Source organism: Aquabacterium sp. J223 (assembly GCF_024666615.1).
Classification (GTDB): domain Bacteria; phylum Pseudomonadota; class Gammaproteobacteria; order Burkholderiales; family Burkholderiaceae_C; genus J223.
In genome coordinates, this window is record NZ_CP088297.1 from 2,131,725 (window position 1) to 2,148,479 (window position 16,755).

Consider the following 16,755-nt stretch of genomic DNA (forward strand, 5'->3'; position numbering starts at 1 on the left):
GCGGCCGCCCTGACGGGCCTGCACGCCGCGCGCCCATGGACATCGTCCTTCTGCTGCTGCTCATCCTGATCAACGGTGCCTTCGCCATGTCGGAGATGGCGCTCACCGCCGCGCGCAAGGCGCGGCTGGCGGTGATGGCGGAGGCCAAGGAGGCCGGTGCCGCGGCGGCGCTGGCGCTGCACGACAACCCGACCAAGTTCCTGTCGGTGGTGCAGATCGGCATCACCTCCATCGGCGTGCTCAACGGCATCGTCGGCGAGGCCGCCTTCTCCCGCCCCACCGCGCGCTGGCTGGAGGCCACGCTGTCGCTGTCGACCCGCACCGCCGACCTCGCCGGCACCGCGCTGGTGGTGATCGTCATCACCTTCCTCACCATCATCTTCGGCGAGCTGGTGCCCAAGCGGCTGGGCCAGCTGTACCCCGAGCAGGTGGCCCGCCGCGTCGCGCGGCCGATGGAACTGCTGTCGATGGTGGTCCGGCCCTTCGTCAAGCTGCTGACGGTGACCACCGAGGCCACGCTGCGCCTGTTCGGCATCCGCGACGAAGGCGTCGGCCGCAGCGTGACCGAGGAGGAGATCGCCGCCAGCCTGGAAGAAGGCCTGGAGATGGGCGTCATCGAGGAGCAGGAGCACCAGATGGTGCGCAACGTCTTCCGCCTCGACGAGCGGCAGGTGGGCTCGATGATGATCCCGCGCGGCGACGTCGACTGGCTCGACGCCGACGCGCCCTTCGACGCCGTGATGGCCGCCATCGCCCAGCACGGCCGGGCGCGCTACCCGGTCTGCCGGGGCGGGCTGGACGAAGTGCTGGGCGTGGTCTCGGCGCAGGTGCTGCTGGCGGCGCTGGCGCGTGGCGAGCGGCCGGCGCTGAAGGACCTGCTGGGGCCGGCCGTCTTCGTGCCGGAGACGCTGTCGGGCATGGAGCTGCTGGACCATTTCCGCGTCTCGTCCAGCGAGCTCGTCTTCGTGGTCGACGAGTACGGCGTGGTGCAGGGTGTCATCAGCGTGCGCGACGTGCTGGAGGCCATCACCGGCGAGTTCACCACGCCCACCGGCGACGACGGCTGGGCGGTGCAGCGCGACGACGGCAGCTGGCTGATGGACGGCCTGATCCCGGTGCCCGAGCTCAAGGACCGGCTCGACCTGAAGGCGCTGCCCGAGGAGGACCGCGGCCGCTACAACACGCTGGCCGGCATGGTCATGCTGCTGCTCGGCCGCCTGCCCGAGACCACCGATGCGGTGGAATGGGAGGGCTGGCGCTTCGAGGTCATCGACCTCGACGGCAAGCGGGTCGACAAGGTGCTGGTGCAACGGCTGCCGGAGGTGGCCGAGGAGACCGATGGCGGCTGAGCGGGTGCCTGTCGACGACGCAGACTGACCGCGACGCGGGTTCGCGATGCGTTACGCTTGGATGCACGTCACCTGGTGTCCGCCATGACCGCATCCCATGCCACTCCGGTCCCGCCCCAGCACAGCTCCGGGGCGTTCCGCTCTACGGGGCAGGACGAGGAGTTCCATGTCGGGCAGGGGGCGCCGACATTGCTGGGGCTGCTGGACGATGCGCTGATGGAGTGGGAGCGCTATGCGACGCCCGGCATCACCACCGGCGCCGACTGGCATTTTGGCGACGCGGGGTCCGGCGAGAACGGCATCCGTTCGGCTGCCAACTTCGTGTTCGCCAGTGCCTTTCGTTGGAAGCAATATGGCAACCAACTCGGCCTCGATTGGGCCAGGCGGGGGCTGGACTACCTGCTGGCGGGCCATCGTACGGGCGAAGGCGCCTGTGCGGACGGGCAACGCTGGGGCCATGCGTGGCAAAGCAGCTGGTGGTGCGGAAAGATGGCCCTGGGGGCTCATCTGATCTGGGCCGAGTTGAGTCGGCAGCGGCGTGAGGCCGTAGCGCGGGTGGTTGCCAGCGAAGCAGGCGCGCTGCTTCTGCGAGCGGTGCCCACCGGGCTGGCACTGGACACCAAGGCGGAAGAAAACGCCTGGGACACGGAAGTGCTGGCATCGGCGTTGTTGCTGATGCCCGAACACCCTGACCGCGGTGCCTGGGCCGAGAAGCTCAATGCTTTTGCAATGAACACGCTCAGTCGAGCGGTGGACCATGAGCGCCTCGACCTCGTCGAAGGCAAACCCGTTGCCGACTGGTTGACCTCGGCCAACCTGTTCCATGACTTCACCATCGAGAATCACGGATCCTGTCACTTTTGCTACGTTGCCAGCCCGCTTGCTTCGTTGACGTGGGCGCGTGCTTCGTTCCTGCTGTCGGGGCGACCAGCGCCCGAATCGTTGTCGTTCAACAAGGCGGCCTTCTGGAACAAGCACAAGAGCCTGTTCCTGGACCGCCGATTTGCCTATGTGGGTGGTCAGGACTGGGCGCGATACACCTACGGGGAGTACTTCATCGTTCCAGCGGCGGTCTCCATCGCGGCCAGTCTTGACGATCGTTTCGCCCAACATGTCGCCGCGCAGCGGGTGAAGATGCTGAGGCTGGAGCAGCGACGCAATGGCGACGGCTCGTTTTTTTCCCGCCGTGTCACCCGGCGTCTCTACCAGGGACAGGCGGCGAAGTACGAGACGGATTGTTTTGCGCATTTGGCTTTGGCACGTCTGCTTCTGGACCTGGAGCCTGCGACGTCGGAGGGTCCCGCTGACCGTGTCGTCCGCCCGGTAGCCGTCCACCTGGGCTATGAAACGCAGGTCGCGTGGACCAGGACGGAAGCCTTTTTGCCAGCTTCAGTCCGCAAGCGCTGCAAAGCGGAAAGCCGCTCGCCCTGTTCGCGCCTGCCGGCCATGACGATGTCGTTGAATGGATGCCGGGAAACCTCTGCGGCCACGTCGAGTTCCCGCGGCGGGACGCGTCCAATCTGCGCGTGTTGTCGCTCATGCCTGTCGGCGCGTTGGGCTTCAGGCTGGAGGGGGTGGTCCTGTATCGACAAGGAGACGTCAACGCCATCGAACAACGCATCAGCATCACGGCAGACGCCGATAGCAACGCCTTGACGGTGAAATCATCGGCAAAGGCGCTGCGAAAGATGTGGATCAAGGAGGCCTTCGGCCTGAACCTCGCCGTGGTCAACGACATCTTCAATGACGAGCGGCGCCTCTACCGCTTGGCCGGCGGCACGCCGTTGGCGGTGTCCGCGAACACCCGGCGACGAACCGTCGTCGACAAGCTGGCGAAGCGGCTGTTCTGCTCGTTGCCCTGGCGTGAACGGGTGCACCCCGCAGGAGCTGAGGAGGTGCATGTGGACGATGCCTTCTGCGTTCGCACGCCCTCGCAACCGCTGTGGGTGCGTCAGTCCGCCGAGCAGAGTGCGTCCAACAGCCTGCGCTACGACGTCCTGGGCTGCGGCCCCTTGCGTCGCAACTTCGTCGCCAAACCAGGGGAGACGCTCTTTTCGTACGAGGCCCATTTGAGGTGCGCCGTCGACTGAGGCTGCAATGGGCCGAAGGCTTCAGCTGACCGCGTCCAGCAGCTCGGTCTCGATCTGCAGCTGCGCCTTGGGCTGCGACAGTTCCGGCCCGTCGACCAGGAAGGTGTCTTCCACCCGCTCGCCCAGCGTGGTGATCTTCGCCAGCTGCAGGTTGATGCGGTGGCGGGCCAGCACGCGCGAGATGGCGTAGAGCAGGCCCGAGCGGTCGCTGGCGCTGATCGACAACAGCCAGCGCTGGCCGCGTTCGTCCGGGGTCAGCGTCACCCGCGGGTGCACCGGGAAGCTGCGCACCCGGCGCGACACGCGGCCGCGGCCCGGCTCGGGCAGCGGGCCGCTGGAGGCGATGGCCTGCGCCGCCTGCGTCTCCACCAGCGAGATCATGTCGCGGTGGGCGGCACCGGCGTCCAGGTGCGGGCTGACGATCTGGAAGGTGTCCAGCGCGTAGCCGGTGCGCGTGGTGTGCACCTTGGCGTCCTGGATGTTGAAGCCGGCCGAGTCGAAGTAGCCGCAGACCCTGGCGAAGAGGTCGGCCCGGTCCGGCGAGTACACCAGCACCTGCAGCCCCTCGCCCAGCGGCGACATCCGGGCGCGGACCACCGGTGCGTCGGTGGTGACATGGCGCCACAGCACCCGCGCATGCCAGGCCAGCTCGCTGGCGTCGTGCCGCGCGAAGTAGCGCACGTCCAGCGTCTGCCACAGCGGCTGCTCGGTGCCCGGCAGTTGCGAGTGCAGCGCGAGCAGCTGGCGCGCCTCGGTCTTGCGGAACTCGATCTCGGCGTCGGCGTTGACCCCGCCGGCGCCGAGCGCGCGCAGGGTCAGCCGGTACAGGTCCTCCAGCAGCTTGCCCTTCCAGGCGTTCCACACCTTCGGGCTGGTGCCGCGGATGTCGGCCACCGTCAGCAGGTAGAGGGCGTTGAGCGTGCGCGCGTTGCCCATCTGCGCGGCGAAGGCGGCGATGACCTGCGGATCGCTCAGGTCCTCCTTCTGCGCCACCCGCGACATCGTCAGGTGCTCACGCACCAGGAACTCCAGCAGCACCGTGTCCTCGGCGTCCAGCCCGTGGTCGGCGCAGAAGCGGCGCACCTCGCGGGCGCCGAGCTCGGAGTGGTCGCCCCCGCGGCCCTTGGCCACGTCGTGGAACAGCGCGGCGACGTACAGCACCCAGGGTCGCTCGAACTGCGAGGCGATCTGCGAGCACAGCGGGTACTCGTGCGCGTGCTCCACGATGAAGAACCGCCGCACGTTGCGCAGCACCATCAGGATGTGCTGGTCCACCGTGTAGACGTGGAACAGGTCGTGCTGCATCTGGCCGACGATGCGGCGGAACACCCACAGGTAGCGGCCCAGCACCGAGGTCTGGTTCATCAGCCGCAGCGCCTTGGTCTGCCCGCGCGGCTGGCGCAGGATGTCCATGAACAGCTCGCGGTTCAGCGGGTCGCGGCGGAAGCCGGCGTCCATCAGCCGGCGCGCGTTGTACAGCGCCCGCAGGGTGCGCGCCGACAGCCCGTTGATGCCCGGCGTCTGCTGGTGGACCAGGAAGGTCTCCAGGATGGCGTGCGGGTTGCGCTGGTACAGGTCGTCGCTGACCACCTCCAGCGTGCCGCCGCGGTCGAGGAAGCGGGCGTTGATCGGCCGCATCGGCGCGTCGGCCGAGCCGTTGATGCGCTCCTCGATGTTCAGCAGCAGGATCTGGTTGAGCTGCGTCACCGCCTTGGCCGCCCAGTAGTAGCGGCGCATCAGCAGCTCGCTGGCGCGGTGGTGGCGGGTGGCCTTCAGGTCGAAGCTCTCGGCCACCGCCGTCTGCAGGTCGAAGACCAGCCGGTCCTCGCGCCGGCCGGCCACCATGTGCAGCCGCGCGCGGATCAGCCGCAGCACGCCCTCGTTGCGCTGCAGCTGGCTCAGCTCGAAGCGGGTGGCCAGGCCGCGGCCGGCCAGTTCGGCCCAGCTGCGGCCCAGGCCGGCCGCCTGCGCCACCCACAGCAGCACCTGCAGGTCGCGCAGCCCGCCCGGGCTTTCCTTGCAGTTGGGCTCCAGCGCGTAGGGCGTGTCCTCGTACTTCTGGTGGCGCTGGCGCATCTCCAGCTGCTTGGCGCGCAGGAAGGCCTTGGGGTCGAGCGCGGCGAAGGTGTCGCGCTGGAAGGCCTCGAACAGCCGGCGCGAGCCGGTGAGCAGCCGCGACTCCAGCAGCGCGGTCTGCACGGTGACGTCGGCCCGCGCCTCGGCCACGCAGTCGGCCACGCTGCGCACCGAGGAGCCGATCTCCAGGCCGATGTCCCAGCAGGCGGTGATGAAGGCTTCCAGCCGCGACCTCAGCCGGTCGTCGGGCGAGGCCTGCCCGGGCGGCAGCAGCACCAGCACGTCGATGTCGGAATGGGGGTAGAGCTCGCCCCGACCGTAGCCGCCCACCGCCGCCAGGGCGGCGTCGTCGGGCAGGCCGTGCTGGCGCCACAGCTCGGCCAGCGTGGTGTCGACGTGCCGGGCCAGGCCGCGCGTCAGCGTGCTGCCGGCGCGGGCGGTAGGGGCGCTGTCGCGGAAGGCGCCGATCAGCGCCGCCTTGCCGTCGCGGAACTGCCGCCGCAGGCGGTCGATGTCGGGCGCGACGGCGTCGGCGACGGCGGACACGGGCGCGGGGCGGGCGCCGGTCAGGCCGCGGCGGCGACGGCCGGCACGAAGGCCGGCGGCGGCGGGCTGCCGGCCGACAGCGTGAGCACCTCGTAGCCGGTCTCGGTGACGGCGATCATGTGCTCCCACTGCGCCGACAGCGAGCGGTCCTTGGTGACGATGGTCCAGCCGTCGCCCAGCTCCTTGATCTCGCGCCGGCCGGCGTTGATCATCGGTTCGATGGTGAACACCATGCCGGGCACCAGCTCTTCCAGCGTGCCGGGCCGGCCGTAGTGCAGCACCTGCGGCTCCTCGTGGAACTTGCGGCCCACGCCGTGGCCGCAGAACTCGCGCACCACCGAGAAGCCCTGGTTCTCGGCGAAGGTCTGGATGGCGTGGCCGATGTCCCCCAGCCGCGCGCCGGGCTTGACCTTGACGATGCCGCGCCACATCGCCTCGTAGGTGACCGCGCACAGCCGCTTGGCGGCGATCGAGCCCTCGCCGACGATGAACATGCGGCTGGTGTCGCCGTGCCAGCCGTCCTTGATGACGGTGACGTCGATGTTGACGATGTCCCCGTTCTTCAGCGGCCGCTCGTTCGGGATGCCGTGGCACACCTGGTGGTTGACCGAGGTGCACAGCGCGGCGGGGAAGGGCGGGTAGCCCGGCGGCTGGTAACCCACCGTCGCCGACGTGGTGTGCTGGACGTTCTGGATGTAGTCGAGCGCCAGGCGGTCGAGCTCGAGGGTGGTCACGCCGGGCTTGACGTGCGGCGTCAGCATGTCCAGCACCTCGGCGGCCAGTCGGCCGGCCACGCGCATGGCCTCGATGTCCTGGGGTGTCTTCAGCGTGATGCTCATGTCGCCCGGATTATCCATCCCCGTAAAATCGCCGGTTCTCCCGCCTCCTTCCCACCCCCGGCGGGCGCATTGGCTTGACGCCGCGCCCGCCGCCGGGGCGCGTGTCCACCCGCCATGCCCGCCACCCTGCCGTTCCTGTCGCATTTCGAGGGCGGCAACGCCCTGTCCGCCTTCCGCGCGCAGGCGCTGCTGCCCCGGCTTCAGGCGGTGAGCCCGCGCGTCACCGGCGTGCTCGCGCGGCACGTGCACTGGGTGGTGGCCGACGCGCCGCTGTCCGACGACCAGCAGCGGCGGCTGGCGGCGCTGCTCGACTACGGCGACCCGGCGCCGGCCACGACGCCGGACAGCCTGCTGGTGGTGGTGATGCCGCGCCTGGGCACCGTCTCCCCCTGGGCGTCCAAGGCCACCGACATCGCGCACAACTGCGGCCTGCCGGTGCGCCGGGTGGAGCGGGTGACCGAGTTCCGCCTGCAGCTCAAGAGCGGCCTGCTGGGCGGCCGCAAGGCGCTGGCGGCCGAGGAGCTCCAGGCCGTCGCCGCGCTGCTGCACGACCGCATGACCGAGAGCGTGGCCTTCGAGCGCGAGGCGGCGGTGCACCTGTTCGACGCGCTCGACCCCAAGCCGGCGGCCCATGTCGACGTGCTGGGCAGCGGCCGGGCGGCGCTGGAGCAGGCCAACACCGAGTTCGGCCTGGCGCTGTCGGCCGACGAGATCGATTACCTGGTCGACGCCTTCAAGGCGCTGCAGCGCAACCCCAGCGACGTCGAGCTCATGATGTTCGCGCAGGCCAACAGCGAGCACTGCCGGCACAAGATCTTCAACGCCGAGTTCGTCATCGACGGCCAGCGCCAGCCGCTGTCGATGTTCGGCATGATCCGGCACACCGAGAAGACGTCGCCGCAGCACACGGTGATCGCCTATTCGGACAACGCGGCGGTGATGGAAGGCGGGCCGGTGGAACGGTTCGCGCCGCAGGGCTTCGCCGATGCGCCGCGCTACGCGTCCATCGCCGAGACCGCGCACGTGCTGATGAAGGTGGAGACGCACAACCACCCGACCGCCATCTCGCCCTTTCCCGGCGCGGCCACCGGCGCCGGCGGCGAGATCCGCGACGAGGGCGCCACCGGCCGCGGCGCGAAGCCGAAGGCGGGCCTGACCGGCTTCTCGGTCGGTCACCTGCAGCTGCCCGACGCCGCCATGCCGTGGGAGCGGGACGGCCACGGCCGCCCGGGCCACATCGCCAGCCCGCTGCAGATCATGGTCGACGGCCCGCTGGGCGGCGCGGCCTTCAACAACGAGTTCGGCCGGCCCAACCTGGGCGGCTACTTCCGCAGCTGGGAGCAGACGGTGGCCGGCCTGCGCCGCGGCTTCCACAAGCCCATCATGATCGCCGGCGGCCTGGGCGCCATCCGCCAGGGGCAGACCACCAAGATCCCGTTCCCCGCCGGCACGCTGCTGATCCAGCTCGGCGGCCCCGGCATGCGCATCGGCCTGGGCGGCGGCGCGGCCAGCTCGATGGCCGCGGGCACCAACGCCACCGCGCTGGACTTCGATTCGGTGCAGCGCGGCAACCCCGAGATCCAGCGCCGCGCGCAGGAGGTGATCAACCACTGCGCGGCGCTGGGCGAGGCCAACCCCATCCTGGCCATCCACGACGTGGGCGCGGGCGGCATCAGCAACGCCTTCCCGGAGCTGGTCGACGGCGCGGGCAAGGGCGCGGTGTTCGACCTGCGCAAGGTGCCGCTGGAGGAGACCGGCCTGTCGCCGCGCGAGGCGTGGTGCAACGAGAGCCAGGAGCGTTACGTCATCGCGCTGGACGCGGCCAGGCTCGACGCCTTCGACGCCATGTGCCGGCGCGAGCGCTGCCCGTACGCGGTGGTCGGCACCGCCACCGACGACGGCGAGTTGGTCCTGCAGGACGGCGAGGGTGGCGAGCGCGTCATCGACATGCCGATGGAAGTGCTGCTCGGCAAGCCGCCGAAGATGCAGCGCGACGTGCTGCGCGTCGAGCGCAACGACGCGCCGCTGCAGCTCACCGGCGTGGCGCTGGGGCCGGTGGCGCTGGACGTGCTGCGCCACCCGACGGTCGCCAGCAAGCGCTTCCTGATCACCATCGGTGACCGCACGGTGGGCGGGCTGACGCACCGCGACCAGATGGTCGGTCCCTGGCAGGTGCCGGTGGCCGACTGCGCGGTCACGCTGGCCGACCACGTCGGCTTCCGCGGCGAGGCGATGGCCATGGGCGAGCGCTCGCCGGTGGCGGCGGTGGACGCGCCGGCCTCCGGCCGTCTGGCGGTGGCCGAGGCCATCACCAACCTGCTGGCCGCGCCGATCGACCTGAAACGCGTCAAGCTCAGCTGCAACTGGATGGCCGCCTGCGGCGAGCCGGGCGAGGACGCGGCGCTGTACGACACCGTCAAGGCGGTGGGCCTCGAGCTGTGTCCCGCGCTCGGCATCGGCGTGCCGGTGGGCAAGGACTCCTTGTCCATGCGCACCCGCTGGACGGACGACGGCGAGGTCCGGAACGTCACCGCGCCGGTGTCGCTGGTGGTCACCGCCTTCGCCACCGTGGACGACGTGCGCGGCACGCTGACGCCGGCGCTGCAGCCGGTGGACTCCACCCTCATCCTCGTCGACCTCGGCCAGGGCCGGCGGCGCCTCGCCGGCTCGGTGATGGCGCAGGTGCTGGGCCAGTACGGCTGCCGCGAGGCCGACGGCGTGCCCGACCTGGACGATGCGGCGATGCTGAAGGCCCTGGTCGGCGCCATCAACCGGCTGCGCGCCGAGGGCCGCCTGCTGGCCTACCACGACCGCAGCGACGGCGGCCTGTGGGCCACGGTCTGCGAGATGGCCTTCGCCGGCCGCCGGGGCGTCAGCCTCAACGTCGACATCCTGGTCACCGACAGCGACGGCATCGCCGACAGCCGGGCCGAATACGGCGACTCGAAGAACTGGGCCAAGCAGGTGGGCGAGCGCCGCAACGAGCTGACGCTGCGCGCGCTCTTCAGCGAGGAGCCGGGTGTCGTGATCCAGGTGCCGGCCGAGCAGCGCGACGCGGTGTTCGCGGTGCTGCGCGAGGCCGGGCTGTACCGCCACAGCCATGTCATCGGCAAGCCCAACGACCGCGGCACGGTGGAGGTCTGGCGCGACACGCAGTCGCAGTTCAGCGCACCGCTGGGCGAACTGCTCGCCGCCTGGGACGAGGTGAGCTGGCGCATCGCCCGGCTGCGCGACGAGCCGCAGGGCGCGGACGAGGAGCACGCCGCCGCCACCGATGCGTCGGACGCGCACCGGCTGGTCTGGTCGCCCGGCTTCGATGCCGGCGTCGACGTGGCCGCGCCCTTCATCGCCACCGGCGCCCGGCCGGCGCTGGCGGTGCTGCGCGAGCAGGGCGTGAACTCGCACGTCGAGATCGCCCGCGCCTTCGACCTCGCCGGCTTCGACGTGCACGACCTGCACATGAGCGACCTGCAGGCCGGGGTCGACCTGGCCCGGTTCAAGGGCCTGGTCGCGGCCGGCGGCTTCAGCTACGGTGACACCCTGGGGGCCGGCGAGGGCTGGGCGCGTTCCATCCTCTTCAATCCCAGGTTGAAGGACGCGGTCGGCGCCTTCTTCGCGCGCCGCGACACCTTCGCGCTGGGCGTGTGCAACGGCTGCCAGATGTTCGCCGCGCTGGCGGCGCTCATCCCCGGTGCCGAGGCCTGGCCCAAGTTCGTGCGCAACCGCAGCGAGCAGTTCGAGGCCCGGCTGTCGCTGGTCGAGGTGCTGGACAGCCCGTCCATCCTCTTCCGGGGCATGGCGGGTTCGCGGCTGCCGATCGCGGTGGCGCACGGCGAAGGCCGGCCCGACTTCTCGCAGCGCGGCGATGCGGGCGCGGTGCACGCCGCCATGCGCTTCGTCACCGCCAACGGCGAGCCGGCCGAGGCCTACCCGGCCAACCCCAACGGCGGCGCGCACGGCCTGACCGGCGTGACCACGCCGGACGGCCGCTTCACCGCGCTGATGCCCCACCCCGAGCGCGTCTTCCGCAACCTCCAGATGAGCTGGACGGGCGGCGACGTCGGCGCGTACAGCCCCTGGATGCGCCTCTTCCGCAACGCGCGGGTGTGGGTGGGGTGACCGCTCAGATCGCCCCCACGCTGCCCGTCACCGGCAGCACGATGCCGGTGATGTAGCCGGCGCACACCGGGGCGGCGAGGAAGACGTAGGCGGGGGACAGCTCCTCCGGCTGGGCGGCGCGCTTGAAGTCGGTCTGCTTGCCGAACTCCGCCACCTGCTCGGCCGGCGAGTCGGCCGGGTTCAGCGGCGTCCACACCGGGCCCGGCGCCACCGCGTTGACGCGGATGCCCTGCTCGATCACGTTCTGGGCCAGCGACTTGGTGAAGGCGTGGATGGCGCCCTTGGTGGCCGAGTAGTCGAGCAGTCTGGCGCTGCCCTTCAGGCCGACCACCGAGCCGGTGTTGATGATGGAGCTGCCCTGCTTCAGGTGCGGCAGCGCCGCCTTGGCCATGTGGAAGTAGCCGTAGATGTTGGTGCGGAAGGTCTCGTCCAGCCGCTGCTCGTCGATGTCCTCCAGCGAGCTGGCGTGCTCCTGGAAGGCGGCGTTGTTGACCAGGATGTCGAGCTTGCCGAACTGCTGCACCGTCTGCGCCACCGCCTGCTGGCAGAACGCGGGGTCGCGCACGTCGCCGGCGATGAGCAGGCAGCGCCGGCCCTCGGCCTCCACCGCGCGCTTCGTGTCCTCGGCGTCCTGGTGCGACGACAGGTAGACGATGGCCACGTCGGCGCCTTCGCGGGCGTACAGCACCGCCACCGCGCGGCCGATGCCGGAGTCGCCGCCGGTGATCAGCGCGGCCATGTCCTGCAGCTTGCGGCTGCCCAGGTAGTCCGGCGCCTGGTACTGCGGCTGGAGCTGCAGCTCGGCTTCCAGGCCGGGCTTGGTGATGTGCTGCGCCGGCAGGTCCGACGGCTGCTCCCGCGCACCGGCCTGCACCGCCTGCGGACCGGCCGGCGGCTTCCGTTCCCCCTTGGCCTGGGCGCGGTCCTTGTCGTCCTGCCGCTGCTGGATCTCGCGCTGCCGCGCCTCGGTGGCGCGCGGGTCGCCGGCGTGGCCGGGTTTGTCGTCTGTCATGGGGTCTCCTGCGACTGTCGGGGACCCGAAGTCCGGCAGCCGCCGTGCCCAGCCGCCGGTGGGGGAAAATCGCCCGTTCTGCTGTTCGACCCGGGCTTCTTGCCATGCACATCCTCATCGCCGGTGGCGGCATCGGTGGCCTCACCCTCGCGCTGGCGCTGCACCAGCGCGGCATCGCCTGCACCGTGGCCGAGGCCGTCACCACGCTGCGCCCGCTGGGCGTGGGCATCAACCTGCTGCCGCACTCGGTCAAGGAGCTGACCGAGCTCGGCCTGCAGGAGCGGCTGGCCGAGACGGCCATCGAGACCGCCTCCCTCAGCTACTACAACCGGCACGGCCAGCGCATCTGGTCGGAGCCCCGTGGCCGGGCCGCCGGCTACGACTGGCCGCAGTTCTCCATCCACCGCGGCGAGCTGCAGCTGCTGCTGCTCGACGCCGTGCGCGAGCGGCTGGGTGCCGGCGCGGTGCTCACCGGCCACACCGTGCAGGGTTATGCGCAGGAGGGCGGCCGGGTGCAGGTGCGGCTGCAGCGCGCCGACGGCACGAACACGCTGATGGAGGCCGATGCGCTGGTGGCCGCCGACGGCATCCACTCCGCCGTGCGCCGGCAGATGCACCCGGCCGAACCCGGGCTTCGCTATGGCCAGCGCATCCTCTGGCGCGCCATCACCGAGGGCGAGCCCTTCGGCGACGGCCGCTCGATGTTCATGGCCGGCTGCCAGGACGTGAAGTTCGTCGCCTACCCGATCAGCGAGGCCCTGCGCCGCGAGGGCCGCTCGCGCACCAACTGGATCGCCGAGCTGACGGTGCCCGGCGACGCCCCGCCGGCCACCGACTGGAACCGCCGGGTCGAGGCCGCCGTCTTCGACGGGCCGTTCCAGTCCTGGCGCTGGGACTGGATCGACATCCCGGCGCTGATCGCCGGCGGCGGCCCGATCTACGAGTTCCCGCTGGCCGACCGCGACCCGCTGCCGCACTGGGCCGAAGGCCGCGTGGTGCTGCTCGGCGACGCGGCGCACCCGATGTACCCCATCGGCTCCAACGGCGCCTCGCAGGCCATCCTCGACGTCAGGGCCCTGGCCGACCGGCTGGTCGCGGGCCGGCCGCTGCCGGCGGCGCTGGAGGACTACCAGGCCGAACGCCTGCCCAAGACCGCCGCCATCGTGCTGGCCAACCGCCAGAACGGCCCGGAGCAGGTCATGCAGCTGGCCGAGGAACGCGCCCCCGGCGGCTTCGCCGACGTGGCCGAGGTCTTCGCGCCCGGCGAGCTGGAGGGCATCGCCGCCCGCTACAAGCAGGTGGCCGGCTTCGACCGCTCGCAGCTGAAGCGCGGCGCCTGACCGGCGCCGCCCCCGCGATGACCGACCTGACCGTGCGTCGCCTGCTGGTCGACCTGGCGCCGCCGTTCGCGCGCCGGTGGAACGGCGGCGACGCCTTCAGCAGCGCCTTCTTCAACGCGCTGTCGATGAGCTTCCCGGTGGGCGAGCAGTTCTTCATCGATGCCGTGCGGCGCGGCCTCAACGGCCTGCCGTTGCACGAACGGGCGCTGCGCGAGGCCGAGGTGCAGGGCTTCGTCGGCCAGGAAGCCAGCCACCGCCGGCTGCACGCGCTGTTCAACGCGCAGCTCGAACGGCAGGGCTTCACCAACTGGGTGGAAGGGCAGGCGCGCCGGCGGGTGGCGACGTTCGAGGGCCGGGAGCCGCGCCACTGGCTGGCCGCCACCGCCGCCTACGAGCACTTCACCGCCCTCCTGGCCGAGCACCTGCTGACGCACCCCGAGCAGCTGGCCGGCGCCGAGCCGCGGCTGCAGCTGCTGTGGCTGTGGCACGCGGCGGAGGAGTCGGAGCACAAGTCCACCGCCTTCGACCTGTACCGCGCCAACGCCGGCAGCGAGCACTGGCGGCGGCGCTGGTTCTTCATCGTGACCGCCTACTTCGTCATGGACCTGCTGCAGCAGACGCTGCGCAACCTGTGGCACGACCGGTCGCTGTTCAAGCCGGCCACCTGGCGCGGCGCCTGGCGCTTCCTCTTCGGCCGCACGGGCCTGCTGCCCGGCATCGCCGCCGGCTGGAAGGACTACCTGCGGCCCGACTTCCATCCGACGCAGCACGACAGCCGCCGGGCCGACGACTGGCTGGCCGCCCACGGCGCGTCGCTGATGGTCATCGGCCGGGCCGTCGGCGCCACCGCGGCTTGACGACGAGCCCGCGCCAGCGCGCCGGCGCGGCGCGTTTCGACCGCCTCGACGCGCTGCGCGGCGCGGCCATCGTCTGGATGGCGGCCTTCCACCTCGGCTTCGACCTGGCCCACTTCGGCCTCTGGCGGCAGGACTTCTACCGCGACCCGCTGTGGACGGTGCAGCGCACGGCCATCGTCTCGCTGTTCCTCTTCGTCGCCGGCCTGAGCCTGGCGGTGGCCCGCCACCAGGGCCAGCCCTGGCACCGCTTCTGGCGCCGCTGGGCGCAGGTGGCGGGTGCGGCGCTGCTGGTGTCGGCCGGCTCGGCGCTCATGTTCCCCAGGAGCTGGATCAGCTTCGGCGTGCTGCACGGCATCGCGGTCATGCTGGTGCTGCTGCGCCTGGCGGCGCCGCTCGGCCGCTGGCTGTGGCCGCTGGGCCTGCTGGCGCTGCTGCTGCCCTGGGTCGTGCAGCACCCGGCCTTCGACGGCCGCTGGCTGAACTGGACCGGCCTGGTCACCCGCAAGCCGGTGACCGAGGACTACGTGCCGCTGCTGCCCTGGATCGGCGTCATGGCCTGGGGGCTGGCGGCCGGCCAGTGGCTGCTCGCCCGGCGACGGCACTGGCTGGACGCCGCCCTGGCGCCGGCCGTGCGACCGCTGGCCGTGCTCGGCCGCTGGAGCCTGTCGTTCTACCTGCTGCACCAGCCGGTGCTGATAGGCTTGGTCATGGCCTACCTGTCTCTGACGTCATGATGTCCACAACGGGCGACTTCCGCGGGCCGAGCGCCGGGCCCGCCATCGGCCAGAGGCCGATGGCCTCGGCAGGCATGGACAGTCCGCAGGGACTGTCCACGTCCGGCCTCGGTTCACCAAGCCGGCCCGCGATCCCCTCGGGGGATCGACCGGCGTACTCGACGGGCGAGGGGCGGACATGACGCGGGTTCTCTTCGGCTTCCATGCCGTCACCGTGCGGTTGAAGACCGCCGCGTCCTCCGTCACCGAGCTGCACGTCGACGCCGGCCGGCGCGACCAGCGCATGCGCGACCTGCTGGCCCGCGCGAAGGAGGCCGGCGTGCGCGTCATCGAGGCCGACGACGGCCGCTTGACCGGCCTGGCCGGCACGCCGCGGCACCAGGGCGTGGTGGCGCGGGTGCAGGCGCTGAAGGCGCAGCATTCGCTGGACGACCTGCTCGACCAGGTCGAGGGCCCGCCGCTGCTGCTGGCGCTGGACGGCGTGACCGACCCGCACAACCTGGGCGCCTGCCTGCGGGTGGCCGACGGCGCCGGCGTGCACGCCGTCCTCGCGCCCAAGGACCATGCGGTGGGCGTGAACGCCACGGTGGCCAAGGTGGCCAGCGGCGCCGCCGAGACCGTGCCCTACCTGATGGTGACCAACCTCGCCCGCTCGCTCACCGAGCTGAAGGAGCGCGACATCGTCATCGTCGGCACGGCGGAGGACGCGCCGATCACCCTGTACGAGGCCGACCTCGCCGGTCCCGTCGCGCTGGTGCTCGGCGCCGAGGGCCCGGGCATGCGCCAGCTCACCCGCAAGACCTGCGACGTGCTGGTGCGGCTGCCGATGAAGGGCGCGGTGGAAAGCCTCAACGTCTCGGTGGCCAGCGGCATCTGCCTGTACGAGGCGCTGCGGCAGCGCGGCGGCTGAGCGGGCCATGGACGCGTCGCTGCGGCAGGCGATCGACGCACTGAGGCCGCGGCTGGACGCGGCACACCAGGTGGTCGCCTTCACCGGCGCCGGCATGTCGGCCGAAAGCGGCATCCCGACCTTCCGCGACGCCTTGGATCGAGCCCCCAAGGTGCCTGCGGCCCCGGCCCCCCAAGGGGGCGCGTCCCTCTTGGGGCGGCCCGGCGAGGGACCTGGCCTGTGGTCCCGCTTCGACCCGATGCAGCTGGCCAGCGAGGACGGCTTCCGCGCCGACCCGCAACTTGTGTGGGACTGGTACGCCCAGCGCCGCGACGGCGTGCGCCGGGCGCAGCCGAACGCCGGTCACCTTGCCCTGGCCGACTTTGCCCGCCGCCACCCCGGCCGGCTCACCGTGATCACGCAGAACGTCGACGACCTGCACCAGCGCGCGGGCCATGCCGACGCGCTGCGCCTGCACGGCGACATCCTGGCCGACCGCTGGCTGGACCCGCCGCGCGCCTGCTGCCGCGGCGCCGCGCCGGTCGACGGCCGCCCGCCCCGCTGCGGCGGCTGCGGCAACCCGCGCCGGCCCGGCGTGGTGTGGTTCGGCGAGGCGCTCTCCGCCGACGTGCTGCGGCGCGCCGGAAGCCGTGGCCGCCGCCTGCGCGTTGATGCTGGTGGTCGGCACCTCGGGCGCGGTGTGGCCGGCGGCCGGGCTGGCGGTGCAGGCGCGGCGGGCCGGGGCCTTCGTCGTGGTGGTCAACCCGCAGCCCAGCGAGCTGGACGACGTCGCCCACGCGGTGCTGCGCGGCACCGCCGCGGGCGCGCTGCCGGCGTTGCTGGCCGCAACATCGCCGGGTTGACCCCGCCTCGGACCCGCACCTGCTGAACGGCCCCCGCCCCG

The 16,755-nt window shown here is 71.7% G+C and carries 11 protein-coding genes and 1 pseudogene; 9 read left to right on the forward strand and 3 right to left on the reverse strand.

Annotation, left to right across the window (positions count from 1 at the left end):
• Positions 1–35 precede the first annotated feature (35 nt).
• From LRS07_RS10280 to LRS07_RS10290, 3 genes are all read left to right on the forward strand, one after another.
• The gene (locus LRS07_RS10280) at positions 36–1,349 is read left to right on the forward strand and encodes a hemolysin family protein (protein WP_260501821.1); all 1,314 of its coding nucleotides are present in this window, start codon (positions 36–38) and stop codon (positions 1,347–1,349) included.
• Between the two features lie 84 nt (positions 1,350–1,433).
• Positions 1,434–3,005 (forward strand): hypothetical protein, encoded by a 1,572-nt coding sequence (locus LRS07_RS10285; RefSeq protein ID WP_260501822.1) that lies wholly within the window; start codon positions 1,434–1,436, stop codon positions 3,003–3,005.
• Positions 3,006–3,007: 2 nt separating this feature from the next.
• Positions 3,008–3,439: a hypothetical protein gene (locus LRS07_RS10290; protein ID WP_260501823.1), complete on the forward strand. Its 432-nt coding sequence runs from the start codon at positions 3,008–3,010 to the stop codon at positions 3,437–3,439.
• A 21-nt stretch (positions 3,440–3,460) separates the two neighbouring features.
• Here LRS07_RS10290 and LRS07_RS10295 read toward each other — a convergent pair whose 3' ends face one another.
• Positions 3,461–6,061 (reverse strand): [protein-PII] uridylyltransferase, encoded by a 2,601-nt coding sequence (locus LRS07_RS10295; RefSeq protein ID WP_260501824.1) that lies wholly within the window; start codon positions 6,059–6,061, stop codon positions 3,461–3,463.
• Between the two features lie 20 nt (positions 6,062–6,081).
• On the reverse strand, positions 6,082–6,900 hold the full coding sequence (map, locus tag LRS07_RS10300) for a type I methionyl aminopeptidase (protein ID WP_260501825.1): 819 nt from the start codon (positions 6,898–6,900) through the stop codon (positions 6,082–6,084).
• Between the two features lie 114 nt (positions 6,901–7,014).
• Here map and purL point away from each other — a divergent pair, with 114 nt between their 5' ends.
• Positions 7,015–11,019 carry a phosphoribosylformylglycinamidine synthase gene (gene purL, locus LRS07_RS10305; RefSeq protein WP_260501826.1) on the forward strand — a complete coding sequence of 1,335 codons (4,005 nt, stop codon included), beginning with the start codon at positions 7,015–7,017 and terminating at the stop codon, positions 11,017–11,019.
• 4 nt (positions 11,020–11,023) lie between these two features.
• On the opposite strand, the gene LRS07_RS10310 is transcribed toward purL, so the two are convergent.
• Entirely contained in the window at positions 11,024–12,031 is a 1,008-nt protein-coding gene (locus LRS07_RS10310; protein ID WP_260501827.1) for an SDR family oxidoreductase, read from the reverse strand.
• 104 nt (positions 12,032–12,135) lie between these two features.
• Here LRS07_RS10310 and LRS07_RS10315 point away from each other — a divergent pair, with 104 nt between their 5' ends.
• The 5 genes and pseudogenes from LRS07_RS10315 to LRS07_RS10335 all read left to right on the forward strand — a co-directional run bounded on the left by LRS07_RS10315 (position 12,136) and on the right by LRS07_RS10335 (position 16,714).
• Positions 12,136–13,371, forward strand: coding sequence for a flavin-dependent oxidoreductase (locus LRS07_RS10315; RefSeq protein ID WP_260501828.1), 1,236 nt, complete (start codon positions 12,136–12,138; stop codon positions 13,369–13,371).
• A 17-nt stretch (positions 13,372–13,388) separates the two neighbouring features.
• Positions 13,389–14,228, forward strand: coding sequence for a metal-dependent hydrolase (locus LRS07_RS10320; protein ID WP_260501829.1), 840 nt, complete (start codon positions 13,389–13,391; stop codon positions 14,226–14,228).
• A gap of 77 nt (positions 14,229–14,305) precedes the next feature.
• Complete coding sequence (locus LRS07_RS10325) at positions 14,306–14,962, forward strand: acetyltransferase domain-containing protein (protein ID WP_409450641.1); 657 nt, start codon at positions 14,306–14,308, stop codon at positions 14,960–14,962.
• A gap of 178 nt (positions 14,963–15,140) precedes the next feature.
• On the forward strand, positions 15,141–15,872 hold the full coding sequence (gene rlmB / locus LRS07_RS10330; RefSeq protein ID WP_260501831.1) for a 23S rRNA (guanosine(2251)-2'-O)-methyltransferase RlmB: 732 nt from the start codon (positions 15,141–15,143) through the stop codon (positions 15,870–15,872).
• A gap of 7 nt (positions 15,873–15,879) precedes the next feature.
• Positions 15,880–16,714: pseudogene (locus tag LRS07_RS10335) on the forward strand (SIR2 family NAD-dependent protein deacylase).
• Positions 16,715–16,755 lie beyond the last annotated feature (41 nt).